This window comes from Planctopirus limnophila DSM 3776, assembly GCF_000092105.1.
In the GTDB taxonomy this organism is placed as follows: Bacteria; Planctomycetota; Planctomycetia; order Planctomycetales; family Planctomycetaceae; genus Planctopirus; species Planctopirus limnophila.
Genome location: NC_014148.1, coordinates 2,068,450 through 2,088,499 on the forward strand (window position 1 = coordinate 2,068,450; position 20,050 = coordinate 2,088,499).

The 20,050-nt window shown below is 52.5% G+C and carries 13 protein-coding genes; 3 read left to right on the top strand and 10 right to left on the bottom strand.

Annotation, left to right across the window (positions count from 1 at the left end; genetic code table 11):
• Positions 1-16: 16 nt before the first annotated feature.
• From PLIM_RS08320 to PLIM_RS08350, 7 genes are all read right to left on the bottom strand, one after another.
• Positions 17-1,840 carry an RHS repeat domain-containing protein gene (locus PLIM_RS08320; protein WP_013109864.1) on the bottom strand — a complete coding sequence of 608 codons (1,824 nt, stop codon included), beginning with the start codon at positions 1,838-1,840 and terminating at the stop codon, positions 17-19.
• Between the two features lie 233 nt (positions 1,841-2,073).
• Positions 2,074-2,625, bottom strand: a complete 552-nt coding sequence (locus PLIM_RS08325) for a hypothetical protein (RefSeq protein ID WP_013109865.1) — start codon at positions 2,623-2,625, stop codon at positions 2,074-2,076.
• Positions 2,606-4,867 (bottom strand): RHS repeat domain-containing protein, encoded by a 2,262-nt coding sequence (locus PLIM_RS08330; RefSeq protein ID WP_013109866.1) that lies wholly within the window; start codon positions 4,865-4,867, stop codon positions 2,606-2,608. The genes PLIM_RS08325 and PLIM_RS08330 overlap by 20 nt, the downstream gene beginning before the upstream one ends.
• A gap of 768 nt (positions 4,868-5,635) precedes the next feature.
• Entirely contained in the window at positions 5,636-8,308 is a 2,673-nt protein-coding gene (locus tag PLIM_RS08335; protein WP_041401417.1) for an RHS repeat domain-containing protein, read from the bottom strand.
• Positions 8,309-8,540: 232 nt separating this feature from the next.
• Positions 8,541-8,774 (bottom strand): Imm74 family immunity protein, encoded by a 234-nt coding sequence (locus PLIM_RS08340; RefSeq protein ID WP_196349550.1) that lies wholly within the window; start codon positions 8,772-8,774, stop codon positions 8,541-8,543.
• A gap of 384 nt (positions 8,775-9,158) precedes the next feature.
• Entirely contained in the window at positions 9,159-9,476 is a 318-nt protein-coding gene (locus PLIM_RS08345) for a hypothetical protein (RefSeq protein ID WP_013109870.1), read from the bottom strand.
• Between the two features lie 285 nt (positions 9,477-9,761).
• On the bottom strand, positions 9,762-10,961 hold the full coding sequence (locus PLIM_RS08350) for an aminotransferase class V-fold PLP-dependent enzyme (protein ID WP_013109871.1): 1,200 nt from the start codon (positions 10,959-10,961) through the stop codon (positions 9,762-9,764).
• 223 nt (positions 10,962-11,184) lie between these two features.
• Here PLIM_RS08350 and PLIM_RS08355 point away from each other — a divergent pair, with 223 nt between their 5' ends.
• The 3 genes from PLIM_RS08355 to PLIM_RS08365 all read left to right on the top strand — a co-directional run bounded on the left by PLIM_RS08355 (position 11,185) and on the right by PLIM_RS08365 (position 14,237).
• Positions 11,185-12,408, top strand: coding sequence for a class I mannose-6-phosphate isomerase (locus PLIM_RS08355; RefSeq protein WP_013109872.1), 1,224 nt, complete (start codon positions 11,185-11,187; stop codon positions 12,406-12,408).
• Between the two features lie 155 nt (positions 12,409-12,563).
• The gene (locus PLIM_RS22695; protein ID WP_013109873.1) at positions 12,564-13,163 is read left to right on the top strand and encodes a Uma2 family endonuclease; all 600 of its coding nucleotides are present in this window, start codon (positions 12,564-12,566) and stop codon (positions 13,161-13,163) included.
• A 45-nt stretch (positions 13,164-13,208) separates the two neighbouring features.
• Positions 13,209-14,237: a sugar phosphate isomerase/epimerase family protein gene (locus tag PLIM_RS08365; RefSeq protein ID WP_013109874.1), complete on the top strand. Its 1,029-nt coding sequence runs from the start codon at positions 13,209-13,211 to the stop codon at positions 14,235-14,237.
• A gap of 263 nt (positions 14,238-14,500) precedes the next feature.
• On the opposite strand, the gene PLIM_RS08370 is transcribed toward PLIM_RS08365, so the two are convergent.
• The 3 genes from PLIM_RS08370 to PLIM_RS08380 form a co-directional block, all read right to left on the bottom strand.
• On the bottom strand, positions 14,501-15,418 hold the full coding sequence (locus PLIM_RS08370; RefSeq protein ID WP_013109875.1) for a transglutaminase family protein: 918 nt from the start codon (positions 15,416-15,418) through the stop codon (positions 14,501-14,503).
• 92 nt (positions 15,419-15,510) lie between these two features.
• Complete coding sequence (locus PLIM_RS08375; RefSeq protein WP_013109876.1) at positions 15,511-18,633, bottom strand: efflux RND transporter permease subunit; 3,123 nt, start codon at positions 18,631-18,633, stop codon at positions 15,511-15,513.
• Positions 18,630-19,973 (bottom strand): efflux RND transporter periplasmic adaptor subunit, encoded by a 1,344-nt coding sequence (locus PLIM_RS08380; protein WP_148227038.1) that lies wholly within the window; start codon positions 19,971-19,973, stop codon positions 18,630-18,632. Before PLIM_RS08380 ends, PLIM_RS08375 begins: the two co-directional genes overlap by 4 nt.
• Positions 19,974-20,050 lie beyond the last annotated feature (77 nt).

Genomic DNA, 20,050 nt, shown 5'->3' on the forward strand with positions numbered 1-20,050 from the left:
CTCCATGATTTGACAGTCAGTCAACTCGGTGTATTTCAAGACCTGATGGGTCTTCAACGTATATTTCGGGCCAGCCTCCCGGTCGTCCAATCGGATTATCTTCCGCTTTCTCAGCGGGCTGGATTCTAAATTTCTTACGAGGAATTTCCGCAGAAACAGTCCAGTCCGGCGTCGAGTTTCCAGCTGGAATTCCATATCGTTCATTAAAATTTGGAATGGTATCTGGGCGATTGTATGTCCAATAGCTGCCATCTGGCTTGTTAAAGCCTGTCGTCCCTGATCGATAACAAGTCAACGATTTTGGGGTTTTGGGAATGCAGCAGGCTGCAATCTTCGGTAGCGTGCTTCGAATGTTTCGAACAACTTCCCCAGCGCGTTTGTAGACGCTTTTTCCTATCGCGCTGAAACCACCGACGTCATTGACAGAATCCCTGACCAGATCCTTGGCCATCTTGCAGCACTGGCCGTTTCGCTCCAAGCAATCCGAAAAATTATTGCTACTCCAGAGCTCTGACAATTCGGGCTTTAGTTGAGATTCCAAGAATTCCCACATCTTCTTCAACGCCTGGATTTCTCGGAGCCCTGAATAGACATCCCATGCCAGCCAGGCAGCGGCGATTATGTCCCCAATAGGTAGTGGGCCATCTGCTGCAAGCAAGATGGCTGATCGCGCTCCAGCTTTTAACGCACGTTTTCCAACTAGTGCTGCAATTTTTACTGACAACACTTGGAAAAGCGCCTCCCCGAAGGCTGCTCCCATATTACACCCGGCCAATCCAAGAGGATCGATCAAAGCCAGTGGGCGCCCGCTAACGTAAGAATAAAGATTGTTGCCTTCATCGAGGATATGTGGGTCACGAACCAGCCAGCCGATTAGTACGTGAAGCTGTCGGTATCGCACACAATACAAAGAGGTGTTTGTGTCAAAACGGTAGCCTGCATACAGTGTCTCCCATTCTAGAATATTTCCCGTCAAGCTAAAGGCGTCGTCTAGGAATGTGGCCATTCCGTAAGCGTCGTATTCGTATCTTGCATGAACAACGCCATCTGCTGCGACGACTACACTCGTATTCCAGTTGTCTTCTTGAAGTGAGTAGTGTCGAACAGCAGGAGGTTCGTCACTAATGATGCTTCGATCGCGTAGGATGAGGTCGTCCAGATACCTGGCTCCCCACACGAAGTGACTATTCGTACCTTCCAGTACACCTTTTAGTTCTTCAACACACTGCCAGGCATCGGTGAAGTAGGCGTGGGTGGTTTCATCGAGGGCGCCGGAGTTGTAGTTTTTGACGACGACTCGGAAGTTTCTCGCGTCGTATTGGTATTCGGCGACGGTTTCTAACGTGCTGGAGACTTCTTCCTCCAGTTTGACCAACCGGTTCCAGGCGTCGTAGGTGGCCGTGTAGGCTTCGTCCATCTGTTTGGGTTTGGGAATCGTGGTCATGTTGCCGACGGCGTTGTAGGCCGGGTCGGCCCAGGCGCTGCCCACCGTGTTGGTGATGTCTGTGATTTCATTCACTGGGTTGGCAGTGCGTTCCTGTTCGATACTCCAGGTGGAGCCGTTATCGCTTTGCTTAAACCCTTCCCAGTTGCCAGTGGGGTCGAGGTTCCAATCCTGCTTGAACGCGGTGGATGCCAGAGCGGTTTGGGTGCCGTTGAGTGTGCCGCGGTGGGCGGTCTTTAACCGCTGGAGGCCGTCGTAGGTGTAGAGCCAGTCGTATTGGGCACTGTGGGCGGTGGCGATAGGGTTCTTCCGCCAGATGCGGTTCGAGGCGCGGTCGTAGCCGTACTTGATGCGGTCGAGATCGGTCCCCGCTTTGTGCCAGCGGTTGTCCTTCACGCGGCCAAAGCGATCGAGGCGGAAAAAGCCACTGCTGGAGGATTAGCCCCAGCAGTGGGAAAAAACTTCACGTCAATTGTCAAAGAGCAGAGAGATCAGGATGGAGGAGGCAAAACTTCTCGTGCCGCTGGCACACAGGTCGCTCGATAACGAACAACCTGTGCCACCGAGCGGGTGGAAAATGTGGTGGTAGGCAACTGAGAAACAAAGGCAGGATGTAGCCTGCACTACGGTTAATCTCTCTCACCAATTTTGCCGTGTTTGTTAACTTCCAAAACGAATCTGCTTTCTCTTTCGGTTGTAATTTCGGCTATCGCACGCTGAGCGTATGAAACAAGAGTTTCATGCGATACTCCCGATCGACTGGCAGAATTCCATCTGTTTTCTATTTCCGCGGAAGCATCATTGAAGCCTCTTTCATAAAACTCAAACATCACGCCGTTGGATTGACCCGAATGAAACAAAAGTCGTTCGGTATTTCCTGCAATCTTGTTTTCAAGCGACGCTTGCCATCCATAGAAGTGGCCTTCATACCAGTCAGATTTTCCAAGACGAAGAATTGGTGGCTTCTGTCCATCTTTGTCGCTATTTGATACGATACTAGTTGGAGGGATGTCTGAGGGAGCTGTTAAATCTTGCGGATAGGAGAAAATGATTTCTCGGTCTTCTCCTCGTGTCTGTCTGCCGCTTGACGTGTCGCATCCTGTCTGTATGAACGCTGTCAGCGCAAACGCCATTGAAAGACATCGGCCATATTTACAAAAACTATTTACTCTTGTTTGCATTCGCATCTCCCCATTCGGCTTGGCAAACTGCACAGTAGGCAATCTCATTGAATCGCTTGTTATCTTCGTAAGATTTGATCTTCTCCTTAAACTCTTTGTCATTCTTCCTGAGAACTACCATTGGGTTAACGTTTCCAAATCCATTGTTTGCGTGATACCAAAGTGCATCATCAGGGTTGAAGTAGAAAAAGTCAAAATTGAAGTAGTCTCCAGCTGATGCAGGGGGCCTTGAGAGAATAGCGTTCCAGGTTTTCTTGCCATTCAGCGAGAATTTTCCATTTTTTTCATTAATTGCAATTTCACGAGCCCCTCCTGGAGTGCCGTTGTTCCAGACAATGGCTATCAATCTCGCTTCAGTTCTTGTTCCGTAAATGTTTGTTCCAAATCCTTTGCAACATTCTTTGGTTTCGTTCATGTCCTTCATTCGCAGTCGCGCCTGTTCAGGATCACGGTAGCAATGTTGTAAATCTGGCAAAAACCCGTCTCGGAGCTCGAATCCGCTTGGGTTGAGTGTGTATCCGGGGAAGCCGAGCATGCAGAAAGTTACGCCAATGCAGCCGGCTTGTGCAGTATTTATAAAGTGGCCCTTTGGGATTGATGTTTTCACAAGTTGAAAGTTTTTATTCTGCCATTGAGATAGGGTATCCCATGGGAGCAGATTTTCTGACCATTCGTCCCACCATTGATCAACTGTCAAAACATCAAGACCATAAGGGTCAATAGTGTTCAATTGATTGACACGCTCATAGAGGGAGAGTCCGTCGACGTATCTCAATGGATCTCTTCGTGTCCATTTCCCTAACTTGAAATGCAAACATCGGTAGCGGGAATCATAAATCTTTGTGTGCAGATCGTAATGTGAGCCTCCGTATGCGACGATCCATTTGTTTGTGTTAGCTGAAGATGAGAAAATTAGATCTAGTTGTTGAACTTCCCCATACGGATCATACTCAAACCGTTCTTGTACCTCGCCCGCTTCATCCACAATGGTGGTAACATTCCAATTGGCGTCCTGGAGTGCGTAGAGACGTTCGTCGAGTGTCGTGGTGGTCGTCCGGTCTCTGAGGAGGCAGTCGTCGATGTATCTCAGGCCCCAGATGTGGTGCTGGCTGAGGGTGGAACTGGAATCTGTGCGTTCTTCGATGTTCTGCCAACCGTCCGTGAAGTAGGCGTGAGTCGTTTCATCCAGCACTCCGGAGTCGTAGTTTTTGACAACCACTCGGAAGTTTCTGGCGTCGTACTGGTACTCGGCGACCGTTTCCAGCGTGCTGGAGACTTCTTCCTCCAGTTTGACCAACCGGTTCCAGGCGTCGTAGGTGGCGGTGTAGGCTTCGTCCATCTGCTTGGGTTTGGGGATGGTGGTCATGTTGCCGACGGCGTTGTAGGCCGGGTCGGCCCAGGCACTGCCCACCGTGTTGGTGATGTCGGTGATTTCGTTCACCGGGTTAGCCGTGCGTTCTTGTTCCATGCTCCAGGTGGAGCCGTTGTCACTCTGCTTAAATCCTTCCCAGTTGCCGGTGGGGTCGAGGTTCCAGTCCTGTTTGAAGGCCGTGCTGGTGAGAGCGGTTTGGGTGTTGTTGAGGGTGCCACGGTTGGCGGTCTTGAGGCGTTGGAGGCCGTCGTAGGTGTAGAGCCAGTCGTATTCGGCACTGTTGGCCGTGGCGACGGGGTTCTTCCGCCAGATGCGGTTCGAGGCTCGGTCGTAGCCGTACTGGATGCGGGAGAGGTCAGCGTTGGTCGAGGTGTTGTACCAGCGGGAGTCCTTCACCCGGCCAAAGCGATCCAGGCCGGTGTAGATGTCGCCCGTGTCGGGATCGTTGGAAACGCCTGCCAGCGTGTACCGCAGGTTCGGTTGGGGGCTGGTTTGCTGGATGACGCCTGCCAGGCCGAGGAATTCGTAATCGACCAGGTGGGTCAGGGAGAAATCGTCGTCGATGATGGAGCCGATGCGGCTGAGGGCATCGTTGATTTCGTTGGTGGTGCCGTAGCCGTAGGTGAGTTCCCGACCGTTGGGGTAAGTGAGGCTCAATGGGCGCACTGTGTTGGTGCTGCCGTTGGCATAACCTCGCTGCACGCTGGGTGTGGTGCCGGTATTCACGGTGCCGTCATGCTCCTGGAACGTCTGGATCGACTGCCCAAAATCATTGTACGTGAACTGCACCTGATTAACAGCATTTCCTGAGGTGGCGGCATCGAAAACCCCTGCCGGAGAGTGATCCCCGGCAGGGGGAGTAAACTTCATGTCGATTGTCAAAGAGCAGAACGATCAAGATAGAGTAGCTAAAACCACATGTGTTGTTGGCACACAGGTCGCTCGTAGACTACAACCTGTGCCACTATGTGGATGTTTGTGTGGATATTGACGCAATCTCAAATAGTAAGACAACAAAGTGATTACATGCAAAACCAAACCGTTGTTGATATATTCCACAGAATCCAAAAAACAATCTGCGTACTTGATGTTTTAAGAAACCATTTGCTGGTTGTTTGTGCGTAATACAAACATGTTATTATATATGCTACTTGAGGAAGTAAGAGGATCAACTTGAGTTGCAGTGCGTATAGCACTGATTGTGTTGACGGAGATGGACGATTTGCTGTAATTACTGTCGCAGCATCAATGAGAAACGTCTGGCAAATCGTCCATATAAGCAGCATAGATTCACTTCTTTCATTAATGCATGGTTGCGAATATGTCTATTCAGTGATGTTAACGCCACCGTATAATTGAAACCATAGCTCGGGGCAGGGTGGTCGATGTTTCTTAAGACCAAAACTAGAGAAATTAAATATATTCCAGCTCATGTTTCCTGTTTCCATCGTCGGGACGCCTAATCCAGTCTGTCCACAATGTCCGTTGCGTCCATATCGCTCGTACCATGATGTGGCTGTAATACAGTTGTTAATACCCGTGTAGTATGGGTATGGGAATTCGAAATTCTCCACAGCGTTTTGATTTTCCATCCATGCTTTAATGAGAAGCATATCATCCAATTCATCAGAAGCATACTCACCAAAGTTGATGTAGGGGGGGTCTTCCTTCTCCGCTTTGAATGCCCCAAGTGTTATTGCCAAACAGTGGGGCTTGAAAATGTAGTTCAGTGTATTGTTTGTTGGGAATGCCTTTTGTAAGCATGCCGTGATCTACGTTTAGGCGAATAAATTCATGGAGCTGAAAGCAGGTTTGCCTTCCGGGAGCATTTGGGTCAACGCGGATTATTCTGTTGAGGTCACACTGGGGTGTCGTTGGTGTGTGAACTTTTACACGCGGTTTAATAGGTTCGGTCTTTAATGTGTAATGATCAGCGTACCCTGTGCACCATATTCCGTACATAGTCCAGTCAAAATATGGTTCTTTCAATCCGCTAGGGTCTTTTCTCGAGGTAGAGGTATTTCGTGTATATCGCAGGAGTGAGGTGTCGCCTCCGCTAAACTCAATCGGATCTTCGCTTACGAATCTTCCCACTTCGGCGTCGTACCATCTGGCGCGGTACCAGTGGAGGCCCGTGTCTTCGTCGTATTCTCTCGCCGTGAAGGTATAATGCGGGAGGGGTTGGCCTGCTGTGCTGCCCGTGATTTGGCCGAAGGTGCTGTAGGTGAGGTGGTTGGTGACGGTGGTGGTACCCGCGTTGTGTTCGGCCACGTCGCGGATGGTGCCCAGGTGGTCGGCGAGGAGCCACTTGATGTTGCCAATGTCGTCTTCTTCGGCTAATGGCATGTCGATGCCGGGGCCGTGGAGGAATCGGGTGAGCAGGTCGCCGCTGTCATCGTGGATGAACACGCAGTCACTGGTGGTGCCTTTCGTGGTGGGGTCGAACGTGTAGTGGCGGATGTCGTTCCACGAGTTGTTGGCAGTCGAGTCCAGCTTGCGGGTAATGCGCTGGTTATGGATGTCGTAGGTGTAGGCCACTCGTTTCTGGGGCGTATCGAGTGAGTCGCGGTGTTCGACTTGGGTCAGCCGGTTGCGGTGATCCCATGAATAGACCGTATAGTCGCCGGTGGCGACTTCCGTTTTACGGATGCGGTTGCCTTCGTCGTCGTAGAGGTATTCGTAGGTGCCGTCTTCCAGAAGCTGGTTGTTGGTGCCGGTGATGTAGCCGGTGTTCGTGCGGTTGCCGGTGAGGTCGTAGCTGTAGGCTTCATCGGGGGTCGTGGGGTGATCGGCGGCGGTGAGTTGGGCAATGGCGTCGTAGTCGTAAGCTGAGGTACCATCCAGAGTTTCATGGCTGGAGAGGCGGCGGTCGGCATCGTAGGTGTAGTAGTGCTGGGCCAGGATGGTGGCCGATTGAGCGTGCTTCAACTGCACGATCCGGCCATAATCGTCGAACGTGAACGCGCTGTCGGCCAGTGAGGTGCCGCCTGAAACTTGTTCAAAGCGGCTGATGGCATGGGGGCGGTTCAGTACGTCGTAGCCGAACTCGACACGCTTTTCGGTGACCGAGTTACCGCCCACACTTCCCTGCTGTGTGATCTGCGTGGGCTGCCCCAACGCATTGTGGAGGTAGCTGTTGGTGAAATCGTCGCTGCTTTCGACTTGTGCCGCCAGCGAGAGGCGATTGCCAGCGCGGTTCCAGTCAGCCGTCAAGAGAACGTGGGGAACATCGTCGGTGCCGTCGTTATCGACCGTGGCGATGTGGCCGAAAAGGTCGTAAGTGTAGGCATACGCGGAGACATCGTCGGAAATCGACTGCAAGCGTCCTTCGGCATCGTAAGTTCGGCTGACGGTGTTCACAGTGCTGCCGCCGGTCTTCCAGAGTTCGGTGTCGGGTCGCCCGAGATCATCATGAACAAGTTGAATGACTCGTCCATTGCGATCGGTGCGTGTCTCTAAGTGACCAGCCGTGTTGTACGCGAAGAATCGCGATTTCCCCAAGGAATTTTCTTCTTCAATCACCCGGCCCACGCCATCGTAGCGCCAGGTGGTCGTGTTTTCTTCGGCATCAGTCAGCGAGAGTTGATGACCGGCGATATTGTAAGCCAGCGTTGTGACGGCGTCTCTTGCATCAGTGATGGTGAGGACGCGACCCAAGCCGTCGTAGGTCATCGACTCCGTTAATGCGAGGTTCGCCGGTGTGCGCTGAAGCACGTTTCCACTTTGATCGTACCAGACTTCATCGACCATCGCCGCACCCACGCTGCCGGTGGTGGGGTTGACGGCGTAGCGGCGGGATTGGTAGGGGCGGCCGAGGGGGTCGTAATCGGTTTCGATGCGGCTTAAGAGTGTGCCGGTGGGGGAGCCGTCGTAGCGTTCGCTGCGGATGAGTTGGCCGCGGAAGTCGTAGGTTTCTTTCTGGCAGAAGTTTTCTTCGCCCTGGGTGACGAGGCGGCGGCCACGGTAATCGTAGCTATACGTTGTTTCGCGCGTGGTGCTGCTATCGACGTGTTGCGTCGAGAGAATCGGGCGGCCCGCGATGTCGTATTCGGCTGCGGAGACGAGGACCGTATCATTTGACGGCCCCTCAGTGAGGGGTTGGGCCGCGGCGGGATCTGAATGGCTCGCAGAGAATGTCTCCCGCGAGCGGAAGGCCGACAAGCTGTCAATGGCGGAAGCGCCTGTGGAGCCTTGCTTAAGGAAGATTCCTGAAACATACCGCTCCGCTGCCCCACTGCCAGTGGTCGAGTCGTATTCAGTAGTCTGGAAAAGTCCGGAGTTCGTTCGCAGGACAATGTCGCAGGGTGGCACAGGCTGCTTGTCCGCGAGCTACCTGTGTGCCGAAGGCAAAAGAAGTTTGGCTGCTGCAAGCACTGCAATACGAGTCTCTGATGATCTCAGGTGACTCAAGCAGATTTGCGGCTCTGCCAGTCCCCTCCTGTGGCGAAGCCACCCAAGTAGAAATCATAATCTCAATCGGGGCCACCTGCGGCATAAGCACCTTGGAAGACATTAGAGTTTACCTTGGGTATTCTCCAAGCAATCATTCAATCGTGTAGGTAATTCCGCGTGCGGTCAATTCATCACAAATAGATCTTACAATTCGATCATGGTCTGCTTTAGTAAAGACATCACTCTCATGAGGTGGAAGCCATCCTGTTAACGAAGATTCAAATATATCGAAATCTGTCTGATTGCCATTAACACGCATTAATGCTTCTACAGAAATTTTGGCTTGCCGCCCACCTTCTTCGAAAGTGATAGCCCCGGTTGTCATGTGGACAATCATTTTAAGTTCTCACTAGTTACACATTGCAATTGTTTGCCACGAATTTACTTCATGATGGAATAGCACCTTTGCCTATGGCACACATGTCGCTCGTCTGCAAGTCACCTGTGTGCCATAGGCAAAAGATGCATTGTTTCCAAAACTCTCGTGGGCACCTTAAAAGGTTTCATGTTCGGCTGACTCAGGCAGGCTGCTCATCCTCTGGTCGTTTCACCACCCCGGTAGAAATCAGAATTTCAACCGGGGCCACCCTGCGAATTCAGCACGAGTTTAGAAATGCTTCACGGGACTCGGCAATCGCATCGGAAAACAAGGTTTCATTAATTGGTCCTAAAAGAATGACGAGAATCATTGAGTCCAGCCCCCTTTGTCTTACCCGATGGGTGACTCTTGCTTCGTTGGATTGTCAAATGGAAAGAGCGAACGAAATGCATAAGTTTGGACGCTAGGAAGTGCGTGATGCGACAACTCTCTAAGACGCCGAATGAATGCAACAGTGTTGTATCTCTCTGCCGATATTTCGCTCGTAATTAATGTTCCAATATTGACGAGATCATCATTATCAGACAGCAACAGCCGCAGCAACTCTTCTACATCCCTGCTTTCACGAAACTGATCCACCAAACGTGTCAATCCATCGACTCCATCGGCTCCGCTGTTGACGATTTCTAATACTTCATCTTCTATCATTGTGTATCTTCTCCAGTGCACTTTTAAGTTTCTGAAGGAATCCCCTCTCCTATGCTATACGTCTTTCATGAAAGGTGCGTTCGAGTTCGGTTCCCTTTCAAGTTCACAGGGTGGCCCCGGTTGAAATCCTGATTTCGACCGAGGTGGCTTTGCAGGGTGAACCAAATTGTGCGTCAAAGACAGTCCAGAGCTGCAAGCATGGCACAGAGTTGCCTGCATTTCACACTGAAAGTTTAAATTTCATGGATGCGTATGAGTCCATTCGATTCAGACCCATGTTAACTGCTACCAGCAGCGGCCGCGGAGTTTTTTGAGGGTTTCTTCCAACAAGCGGAGATCCTGGCGGTCGTTGTAGAGGTGGCAGGAGATGCGAAGGTGGCGGGTGTTGTTCCAGAACATGACGGGGGCCTCGATACGGGCTGTTTCCCAGAGGCCAACCTGAAGCGGGTCGGAGTCGGCCTTCGGGAGTGGCAACTCGCTGGGAGGCAAGGGGACCGCGACCATCGTGCCACACCACGCCATGTCCGCTGGAGCGATCGCTTTGGTGCCGAAGAGGTCTTCCAGCATGGCTCGGGCCTCGCAGGCAAGGGCGAAACCCCGCTTGCGGAAGTGATCGAGGCCAAACGATTCCATGAACTGGATCGCTGTCGGCACCGCGAGGTAGTGGTCTGGGTCGCGAGTGCCTTGCCAGCGAAGTTCATCCTGCCAGGCTGCGGCACGTCCTGCGACAGGGCGGCCCCAACTCAGCATGGGAGCACGGACCTTCGCTTGCCATTCCGGTGCGACGTAAAGGAAGCCAGTTCCTAAGGGAGCACAGAGCCACTTGTGCAGGCTTGCACAATAAAAGGCCGCTCCTAGTTCTCCCAGTGAAAAGTCCTGCATGGCAATGGCATGCGGGCCATCAATGACGACGGGAATCTCCCGCTGCTTGAATTCGGCCATCAGCTCGCGAACGGGGAAAACGGTCGCGGTTGCGGATGTCACATGACTGAGAATAACGAGCCGAGTGCGCGGTGTGACGGCGTGGAGCAGGGGCTCGATAACATCTGAGGGATCGTGAAATGGCCTCAGGTTAGACGTCACGAGTTTGGCACCGGCGACTGTACAGGCTCGTTCCCAGATGCGGCGGACGGCTCCATATTCGTGGTCGTTGAACAGGACTTCGTCGCCGGGCCTCAGTTCGAACGAGGCGGCGACAACGTTCATGGCGGTGGTAGCGTTTTCGATAAACAGCAGGTCATTGGGAGAGCATTTCAGGAAACTGGCGAGAGCGGCTTTCGCCTGCTCGACTTCATGATCCAGTTCGCGGACGAAGCCATTCATAGGATTGGCGGCAAGGCGTTGCGACCATTGCTGCCGGGCCTCCTGGACGGGAAGAGGAGTCGGGCCAAAAGAACCGTGATTGAGGTAAGTCACACCTTCGGCAATCCTCCAGAAGTTCCTTTTGATGTGAGTGGCATCGTTGAGTTGCAGCAGATCGGTCATTGTGAATCGACTACGGGGACTGGAGTGTTGAGAATTCGTTCGTGGAGGCAACCAGAATTGTAATCGATGTTTTGCGAAGAAGGTGGTCTCCCCCTTTGCAAAACGACCTGCTTCCAGCCACAATGCGACGAATTCACATGCGTTGATCTTCAATGGGTCAATGAACGTGATTCTGATCGAACAGCATTGAGTCTGGCAAAAGTCGTGAAACGGGAGAATTCCAGTGGCAAGTGTAAAGACGTTGGCCAGTGCCGCGTTGACCGAAGGTCGTGGTGTATTCCGATTGTCCCCGACGTGGGTTCCGCGCTCGTTCCTGCAGCCAGGCCGTCGGCTGAAACTGCATCCAGCAGACTATTACGCCCTGGGAACACATCGCGGCGGGATTGATGAGCGCTGGTTTGGCTCGACGACAGAAGCTGCCAATGAAGGACGTGCTCACGATGAAGGCCTGAGCTACTGCGTGGCTGGCGGGGAAAAATTCCTGCTGCGGGATGCAGTCGAAGAACTCGGCGCGGAGATCGTGGGCGAGCACATCTGGTCGAAGTATAAGAAATGGCCGGTCTACTCGAAGTTCTTCGACAACATGGGGCCTATTCCTCACCACATGCACCAGAACGCCGAGCAGGCCAAGCTGGTCGGTCAGGAAGGGAAGCCCGAAAGTTATTACTTCCCGCCGCAGCTCAACAATGTGGGGAATAATTTCCCCTATACGTTCATGGGTTTTGAACCCGGGACGACCAAAGAGCAAGTGGTGGCCTGCCTCGATCGCTGGAATGACGGCGATAACGGCATCCTCGATCTGTCGAAGGCTTACCGGTTGAAGGTTGGCACAGGCTGGTTGATTCCGCCATGCATTCTGCATGCTCCGGGCTCACTGCTGACTTACGAACCACAGTGGGGCAGCGATGTCTTCGGGATGTACCAGTCCATGGTGGAAGGCCGGGCAGTGCCACGTTCACTGCTGACGAAGGACTTCCCGGAAGAGAAGCATGGCGATAATCAGTATCTTGTCGACGCGCTCGACTGGGAAGGGAACGTCAATCCGAACTTCAAGGATAGCCACTATCTGGAACCCATCGTGGCTTCGGGGAGTGACAAAGAAGGCTTTATTGATCGCTGGATCGTTTATGGTCGCATCAAGGGAGCCCAGGATTTCACCGCCAAGGAACTGACCATTCAACCCGGCACCAAAGTCACTATCAAGGACGGCGGCGCCTACGGCTGGATCACGGTGCAGGGCGAAGGGTCAGTCAATGGCCTGAAGCTGCAGACACCATCGATGATTCGTTTTGGTCAAATGACGATGGACGAAGTCTTTGTCACCGCCAAGGCTGCTAAAGAAGGTGTAACCTTCGAGAATACAGGGACGGATCCACTGGTCGGTCTGCGTTATTTTGGCCCGGAAGCTCAGCCCGAAGCTCCAGAGATCGGTGCCTGGAAGAAGTAACGACTATCACGAAGCAAGTGATGCTCTTGGGCGGGGGATTGACAACAATCCCCCGCATTTTTTGATATACTTCTGCGGTGATGGTCTTTGATTTCATCAATCGAGATGAAGAAGTCGCCTGTGATCTGGCAACGAATTTTTCCTGGAGATTCGCCATGTCGATTGCTCCGATGCCTCCTGTCACACTGGATGAATTTCTGCGGAGTGAAGCGGAAGCTCCCGAGGGTGTGACGTTAGAACTGATCGATGGCAAATTGGTGGAGAGGCCATCGATGACGACACGAGGAAGATTGCATGCATTCGTGATGTCGCTTCTCGTCTATGAACTTGTGAGATGGAGCCAGTCTTTCCATCAAAAACCTGTTGAGATTGGCAGTGGCGAAGCGAGATGCCGTCTGACGATGGAGAATGATACAATTGTTGGTGTTGATGCAGGTGTGTGGATTGGTGAACAATATGCGTCACCATCCAACGACCCGCCACTTTACGAAGGCCCACCTGTTGTCGCCGCTGAGATTCTTTCGCCGAGCGATAAAAATGAGTATGTCGATGAAAAAATCGCTGCTTATCTTGCCGCTGGTGTTCATCAGGTCTGGATCCTCGATCCGATGTGGCGAACCGTAACGGTCTATCGCCCAGACTCAAAACCAGCTTTCTATGCCGAAGACGATGTCCTTAATGCGGCTCCCGATTTGCCCGGATTTTCACTGCCTGTTTCCCAGTTTTTCAGCAAGTATGTCAAACGACCTGTCTGAAAATTCCCTTTCAATATCCTTGCCATTTCCTGAGGAAATTCTTCCATGACGCACTCGCTGCCCAAGCTTCATAACGCCATGTGGCCCGGCCTCGTTGGTAAAGAACCAGGAACAGACCATCCACCCATCAGCCTCGAAAAAATGCTCGAAATGACGGGGAAGGCACATGTTAATGGTGTGACTTACGATGGCGTTGATCTGTTCCTGTTTCACCCACACACTGATCCTGATGCAAGTGAAACGGCCATTCGCAACATGGCGGATCTCATAGCTGCCCACGGTCTCAAGGTGGGTTCCCTGGTGGCACCGGTCTGGCCGGGAACGGTCGGCGATTCGGCCATGGGTGATGAAGCCGCTCGTAAGAAGTTCGTGCTGGCTGTCGAAAAGGCTTGCCGCATTGGCAAGATTCTGCGTGAGCACGGCGTGCGCGAATATGGCGTCATCCGCATCGATTCTGCGACTGGCACTTCAACATGGCATGATGACCCCAAAGGGAACACCGCCAAGATCGCCAAGACGTTTCAGGAAGCGGCCAGTGTGGCGGCCAGCTACAACGAGCGCCTGGCAGCCGAAGGCGAGATCTGCTGGGCGGGGATGCACTCCTGGAAAGATATGGTTGATCTGCTGGAAGCTGTTGATCGTCCGAAGACCGTCGGTTTCCAGGCCGATCTGGCACATACCTACCTCTACCTGCTCGGCTACAACGCGGAAGAGCATGCCCTGCTGAAGCCTGGTTACTCAGATGAAGAGTTCTGGGCTGCCTACAAAATCATGACTGACGCACTGCGTCCATGGACCATCGATTTCCACGTCGCTCAGAACGATGGTTCTGTCCATGGTACTGGCAGCCATGACAAGACCGGTCGCCACTGCCCGGCAGATGATCCGAATGGCAAGCTGGATATTGTGAAGTGTGCTGGCTATTGGCTGCAGGGAGCCAAAGAACGTGGTATCGAGCATATCTGTTGGGATGGCTGCATGTTCCCGAACGCCACTCTGGAAAATCAGCAGACCTGGAACACCATTCTCAAGACAATGATCGATGTCCGCGAGGCTGCTGGCTGGGACAAATAGGCCTTGTCGTCATCTCCCGCTTGAACTCCCTCTCTATTGAACTCATACGACAAAAGGCAGTGTCTTCTCATGAAGCACTGCCTTTTGTTTTTACCTGAACACACTTCTATAGAACAATATTATTACTGAATCCATGCTTTCAATAACGTCTCTAGCTACTGGCCAGTGCGGGCCTCTGATGGCGCCCCAGAATGCGATATTGCTTCTGATCGTGATGTCGCCGGAGCAGCTTCAGCGACTAGTGTAGAAGTGGTGTTGTCGGGCTACGTTGACGAACGAGATTCGGTAGATGATACAGGTTCTTGTGAAACAGGAACTGCTGGCAATTCGTTGACATCAAAGACTTGAACATTGACTTCCATGTGATTGAAGGCATTGGATGGGCCTGACCAGTAGCCGGCCAGTGGCGAGGCTTTGTCCTGCTCACGAGAAACACCGACCGAGACATGTTCAGCTCCAGCGAGCTTATTATTTGTCGGATCAAAGCCACGCCATCCCGCACCCGGAAGATAGATTTCGGTCCAGGCATGTGTTGAGCCATGTTGCTCGGCGCCCATCTGGACATAACCCGTCACAAATCGTGCCGCAAGCCCCCAGTGCCGGGCGGCTTCCATCATCAGGACAGCGTAATCTCGACAGGAACCTGTTCCTAAGCGAATCGTTTCACACGGAAGCTGAACGCCCGGTTCTTCCCGATGCATATACTGAAACGACTCATAAATGCGTGTATTCAGAGTGGTTAGTAAATCGGCGGTATTGAGGAGTTGTCCCGGTTGATACAGTGTAGAAAGCCATTCATGAATCACCGCGCCGTCAGCAGGATAGCTGGGTAACCGGAATGGGAACAATTCGACCTGCTCATCAGCACTGTACTGAAATGGATAGGACTGTCCGATGGGATCAATCGAACAACTCAGGCCATAATCATCATAGAGATCAACTTCGACTTCGCTATAGAAACGAAGTTTACTGGCAGGTTCAAGAAAGTTAATAATTGCTATGCTGTTGCCGTAGATATCGCGAACCCAGCGAACTTCTGCAGCCGGCTCGATTTCCAACCTGGAAGAAATAATATGCAGGTCATGACCCTCGCGGGGCCTGACCATGGCACGATGCGGGCCGAGCGTTACTGGTTCGTTGTAGTGATATTCGGTGTTATGAATAATCCGGATGCGTTTCAATTGATCCTCGGATGGTTTCTGCAGAACTCACTTTTGCGAACCATTAATGATGTTTCGCGAGAAGTCTTTGGTATATGAATTGAAGACCTGCCTCAATCAGTTACGACCGAGGAGGGCTCTTCGTCTTTTTGAACCCTGTATAGGATCGCGTATATCGCTGGCATGACGAGCATGGTCAAGACACAGGCAAAAGAAAGTCCAAACATGATGCAGGCCGCCATCGCTGCAAAAAACGGGTCTTTTGTCAGTGGAATCATGCCGAGCACAGTTGTGATGGCCACCATCAGCACAGGTCGAAGTTTACTGACCCCGGCATCAAGAATGGCTGCATACTGAGACTTTCCTTCAGCTCGGGCCGTTTGAATTCGACTGAGAACCACAATCGAGTTCTTGATCTGCTCTCCACCAAGACTGAGCACACCGAGCAAGGCCATAAATCCAAAAGGCTGCCCTGTGATCAACAACCCGGCCGTCACTCCAATGAGAGCCAGCGGAACGATCAACCAGACCAGGAGAGTCTGACGAATAGAGTTAAAGAGACAGACCACGATGAAGACCATGATGACCAACGCCATCGGCAATGGCTGCACCAAAGCGGCACGGGCATCGCTGGAGTCTTCATACTCACCGCCCCAGGTCATCGTGTAACCCGGTGGCAAAGGGATGGATTCGATCTGCTTACGAACTCTTTCAAAGAGTTGACTGGGCAACCCTGTTCGGGGATCCGCATGCACCGTTACCGTTTCACGCCGGTTCCTGCGATGAATGATCGGATCTTCCCATTCCAGAGTCGTTCCTGAAACCACCTGGCTAAGTGGAATCATTCGTCCCGCGAGCGGGCTCCAGATCTGCATGCTCTGGATGGCATTGACATCGCTACGTTCATTGAGTGGGGGACGTGCAATAATTGGTAGTAACCGGGTTTCCTGCGGGAAAATCCCGCGACCACTCCCCCCCGGTTCCCGATAAAAGCCAACGACTCGACCTTCAAATCCCGATTGTAACGCCTCGGCGACCTCGACGCGGGTAATACCATTTCGACGCGCCTGCTGTTCAAAAATCGCTGGTCGAAGCACGAGTTCGCGTTCACGCCAGTTCGTCCTGACGCACAGAGTATTCGGATCTTCTCGGAGAATTTTGACCGCTTGATCCGAAAGTTCGCGGAGCTTGGAGGCATCCGGGCCATCAAACCGTGCTTGAATTCGACCACCGGCCCCGGGGCCCAGCAGGAACTTTTTCGCAATCGTGTTGGCATTGGGGTAATTCTGGTCGAGATGATTCTGAATCGTGTTGATCAATCCCGCGATCTGTGTGGCATCATCGACATCGACCAGAAACTGAACGAAAGCACGATTTTCCCGCTCTGGACTATAGACCAGAAGAAACCGCAATCCACCGCCACCAACGAACGATGTCACATGCTGCACGGAAGGTTGTTTTTGAATGTAATTCTCGATTTCCTCAGCAAATGCCTCAGATTCGAGAATGTGCGTCCCGGAAGGCAGAAAACAGTCCACCATGAACTGTGGTCGTGTGGCTGGAGGGAAGAAACTCTGGTCAACGAATCTGAAGGCATACACGGAGCCGATAAACCCGAGGATCGAGACCGCCACGACACCCCAGCGAAACCGCAGGCAAAACTCGAGGAGTTTACGGTATGTCTGAAAGAAGATTCCGCCATAAGGATCAGCTGCTTTTTCAGAGCCATTAGGCTGTTTCGTTTTTGCCAGAGGTGAGAACGATAAGTAACTTAACAGAGGAGTGATCGTGATCGAGGAGACCCAACTCAGGCTGAGTGAAATCAGAATCACCCAGAAGAGTGAATTGCAATACTCACCCGTCGAGTCTTCCGAGAGTCCAATAGCGGCAAAAGCAATGACACCAATCGCGGTGGCACCGAACAGCGGCCATTGATTCTGAGAAACCACTTCGCGCACGGCCTGGAGTTTGTCGTCTCCCCCTTCAATGCGGACCTTAATCCCTTCAATCACAATGATCGCATTATCTGTCAGCATGCAGAGTGCGATGATGAGTGCTCCCAGCGAGATCCGCTCCATGAGCAATCCACCGACCAAATACATGACGAGGAATGTCGCCATAATCGTGAGGAATAGAACCGCACCAATAATCAGGCCTGTCTTGCGACCCATGGCGAAGAGCAGCACAACGAAGACAATCGTGACAGCCTTGGCCAGATTAAAGATGAAATCATTCGTGGCAATCGTGACGGCTTCGGGCTGGAAATTGATATCACCTATTTCAATCCCCAGCGGTTGATCACTTTTGAGTGAGTTCAGTTTATCGCGAACTCCGTAGCCCATCGTCACAACGTTTCCACCTTGAACTGTGGAAATGCCAATCCCTACAGCTGGTTGACCATCGTAGCGCAGAATTCTTCGGGGAGGATCTTCGTAACCTCTTTGGATATCCGCAACATCCCGCAGGCGAAGCTGGCGACCAGAACTGTCGGAATTGATCACGATATCGAGCATCTCTTCAGCCGAATTCAACGCTCCTTCGGGATCGATGGCCAAGTGCTCTTCACCGACACGAATTCGTCCACCGTCGGCTGCGATGTTTTTCGATTGCAACAGGCTGTAGATCTGCTGCTCGTTAATCCCCAGTTGAGAAAGTCGTTGTCGGGATATTTCCAGAAAGACGACTTCCTGCTGGGGACTGAAAAGATCGACTTTTTTCACTCCCGGGACAGTGAGCAATTCCCGGCGTAAAAACTCCGAGTACCGGCGAAGTTCTGGTTGAGTGAAACCTTCACCAGAAACCGCCAGAAAGATGCCGTAAACATCCCCAAAGTCATCGACGACGAGTGTTCGCCCGCGGACAGAGGGTGGAAGCTGGCTCTGAACATCGTTGATTTTGCGGCGGAGTTCATCCCAGACCTGGGGAATGGAAAAGCGGTCGTAACGATCCTGAATGACAGCCGTGACCACTGAACGACCGCGGACAGATTCGGATTCGACACGCAGCAGTTGCCCCATTTGCTGGCAGGCAGCTTCGATGGGGTTGGTGACTTCTTTCGCCACTTCCTCGGCACTGGCACCGGGGTAGGGGGTGATGATCAAAGCTTCTTTGATGGTGAATTCGGGGTCTTCGAGCCTGCCCAGTCTTTCATAAGCGACGATGCCTCCGAGCAGGATGAAGAACATCGAAACGAAGAGCACACGATTATTGCGAACGGAAAATTCACCGATATTCATCGTGTGCTCCCTTCGCTGGTCGAGGGAGTCGAAGCGAGGCTGTCTCCCAGATCACGAACCTGCATTCCTGGGCGGAGAAACTTGACACCGGCGACAGCAATTCGATCACCCGGGGCCAGGCCTTCGAGGATTTCGATATCACTGCCAGTGGCTGAACCCACTTTGACTTCTCGTGATTGAGCTTTTAACTCTTCATCGATGAGCCAGACAATCTGCTTCCCTGCTTCTGACTGACTGAGTGCTGTCACTGGTACGAGGAGAGGACTGCTTCCTAAGACTTCGGCTCGGCGGTAGGTGGCGAGAATGTTGGCAGTCATTCCCGGAAGAACTTGCAGTCCTGACGGTGTCTGCATGCCTACTCGAACAGTGAATGTCTGTGTGACCGGGTCGGCCACTTGTCCGATCTCGCGAATCCTCACAGGAAAGGCCACGCCGGGTGCACCGCTGATCGTGGCAGAGAGCGAGACGATGTCGGCCCGGGTGATGTCTGCCACCATGACTGTCTCGGGAACATCCACCAGGATTTCGACTTCATCAACATCCTGAAAGCGGACGACTGGCTCTTTGGCCCTCACATTCTGGCCCTGTTCAACAAATCTCTGAGCAATCACACCATCGTAAGGAGCTCGGAGCGTGCTGTCCTGAAGATTGAGGTTTGCCTCCACCAGTTGAGCTTCCAGCCCGCGAATCATGGCTTCTTGTGATTGAATATCTTCTTCTCGACCAATGCTTCCTGCCGCAACAAGTTGCTCGGCAGCCTTGAGCTCTTCCTGAGCGACACGGTAAGCCGCTTCCGACATTTCGTACTGAGCCCGAGTGACCACATTGGTGGTGACGAGACGCGTGTTGCGTTCGTGCTCTGTTCGTGTTTTCGACAGGCGGGCCTGAGCAGCACGCACCTGGGCCTCACGCCGGAGACGTTCTTCGGCCCGTTCACCCTGCATCAGTGCTGCCAGTCCTGCGCGTGCCTGATCGAGCTGGCTCTGCAGAGTGGCAACTCGTGCCTTGAATTCATCCTGACGTAATTGACCGATGAGTTCGCCTTTGGCGACGCGCTGACCTTCCTTAACGGGAAGATCAACCAGTAATCCGGAAACCTGAAAGGCAAGTTCAACCCGTTGAGAGGCTTCGACTTTGCCAGGAAATGTGCGACTACGAAGATCTGCCACTGAAGTAATGACTTGAGTCTTCACCGGACGCGGCCCGACGTTGATGATCTTTGTCTGGGGTGAACAACTGGCGGCAAGGCAGATCATCGAGCAGAGGATTAAGACATGAGAAGATTTCGGCAACGAGAATGTGCCCAGACTCAACCGGTTTGAGTTCAAGAGTCGCTTCATGATGAGTTGAATTCCCAGAGGTTTCGGTACTTGATTGGCCCGAAACTGGCAGAGATTTGGATGCATGCAAACTTGGG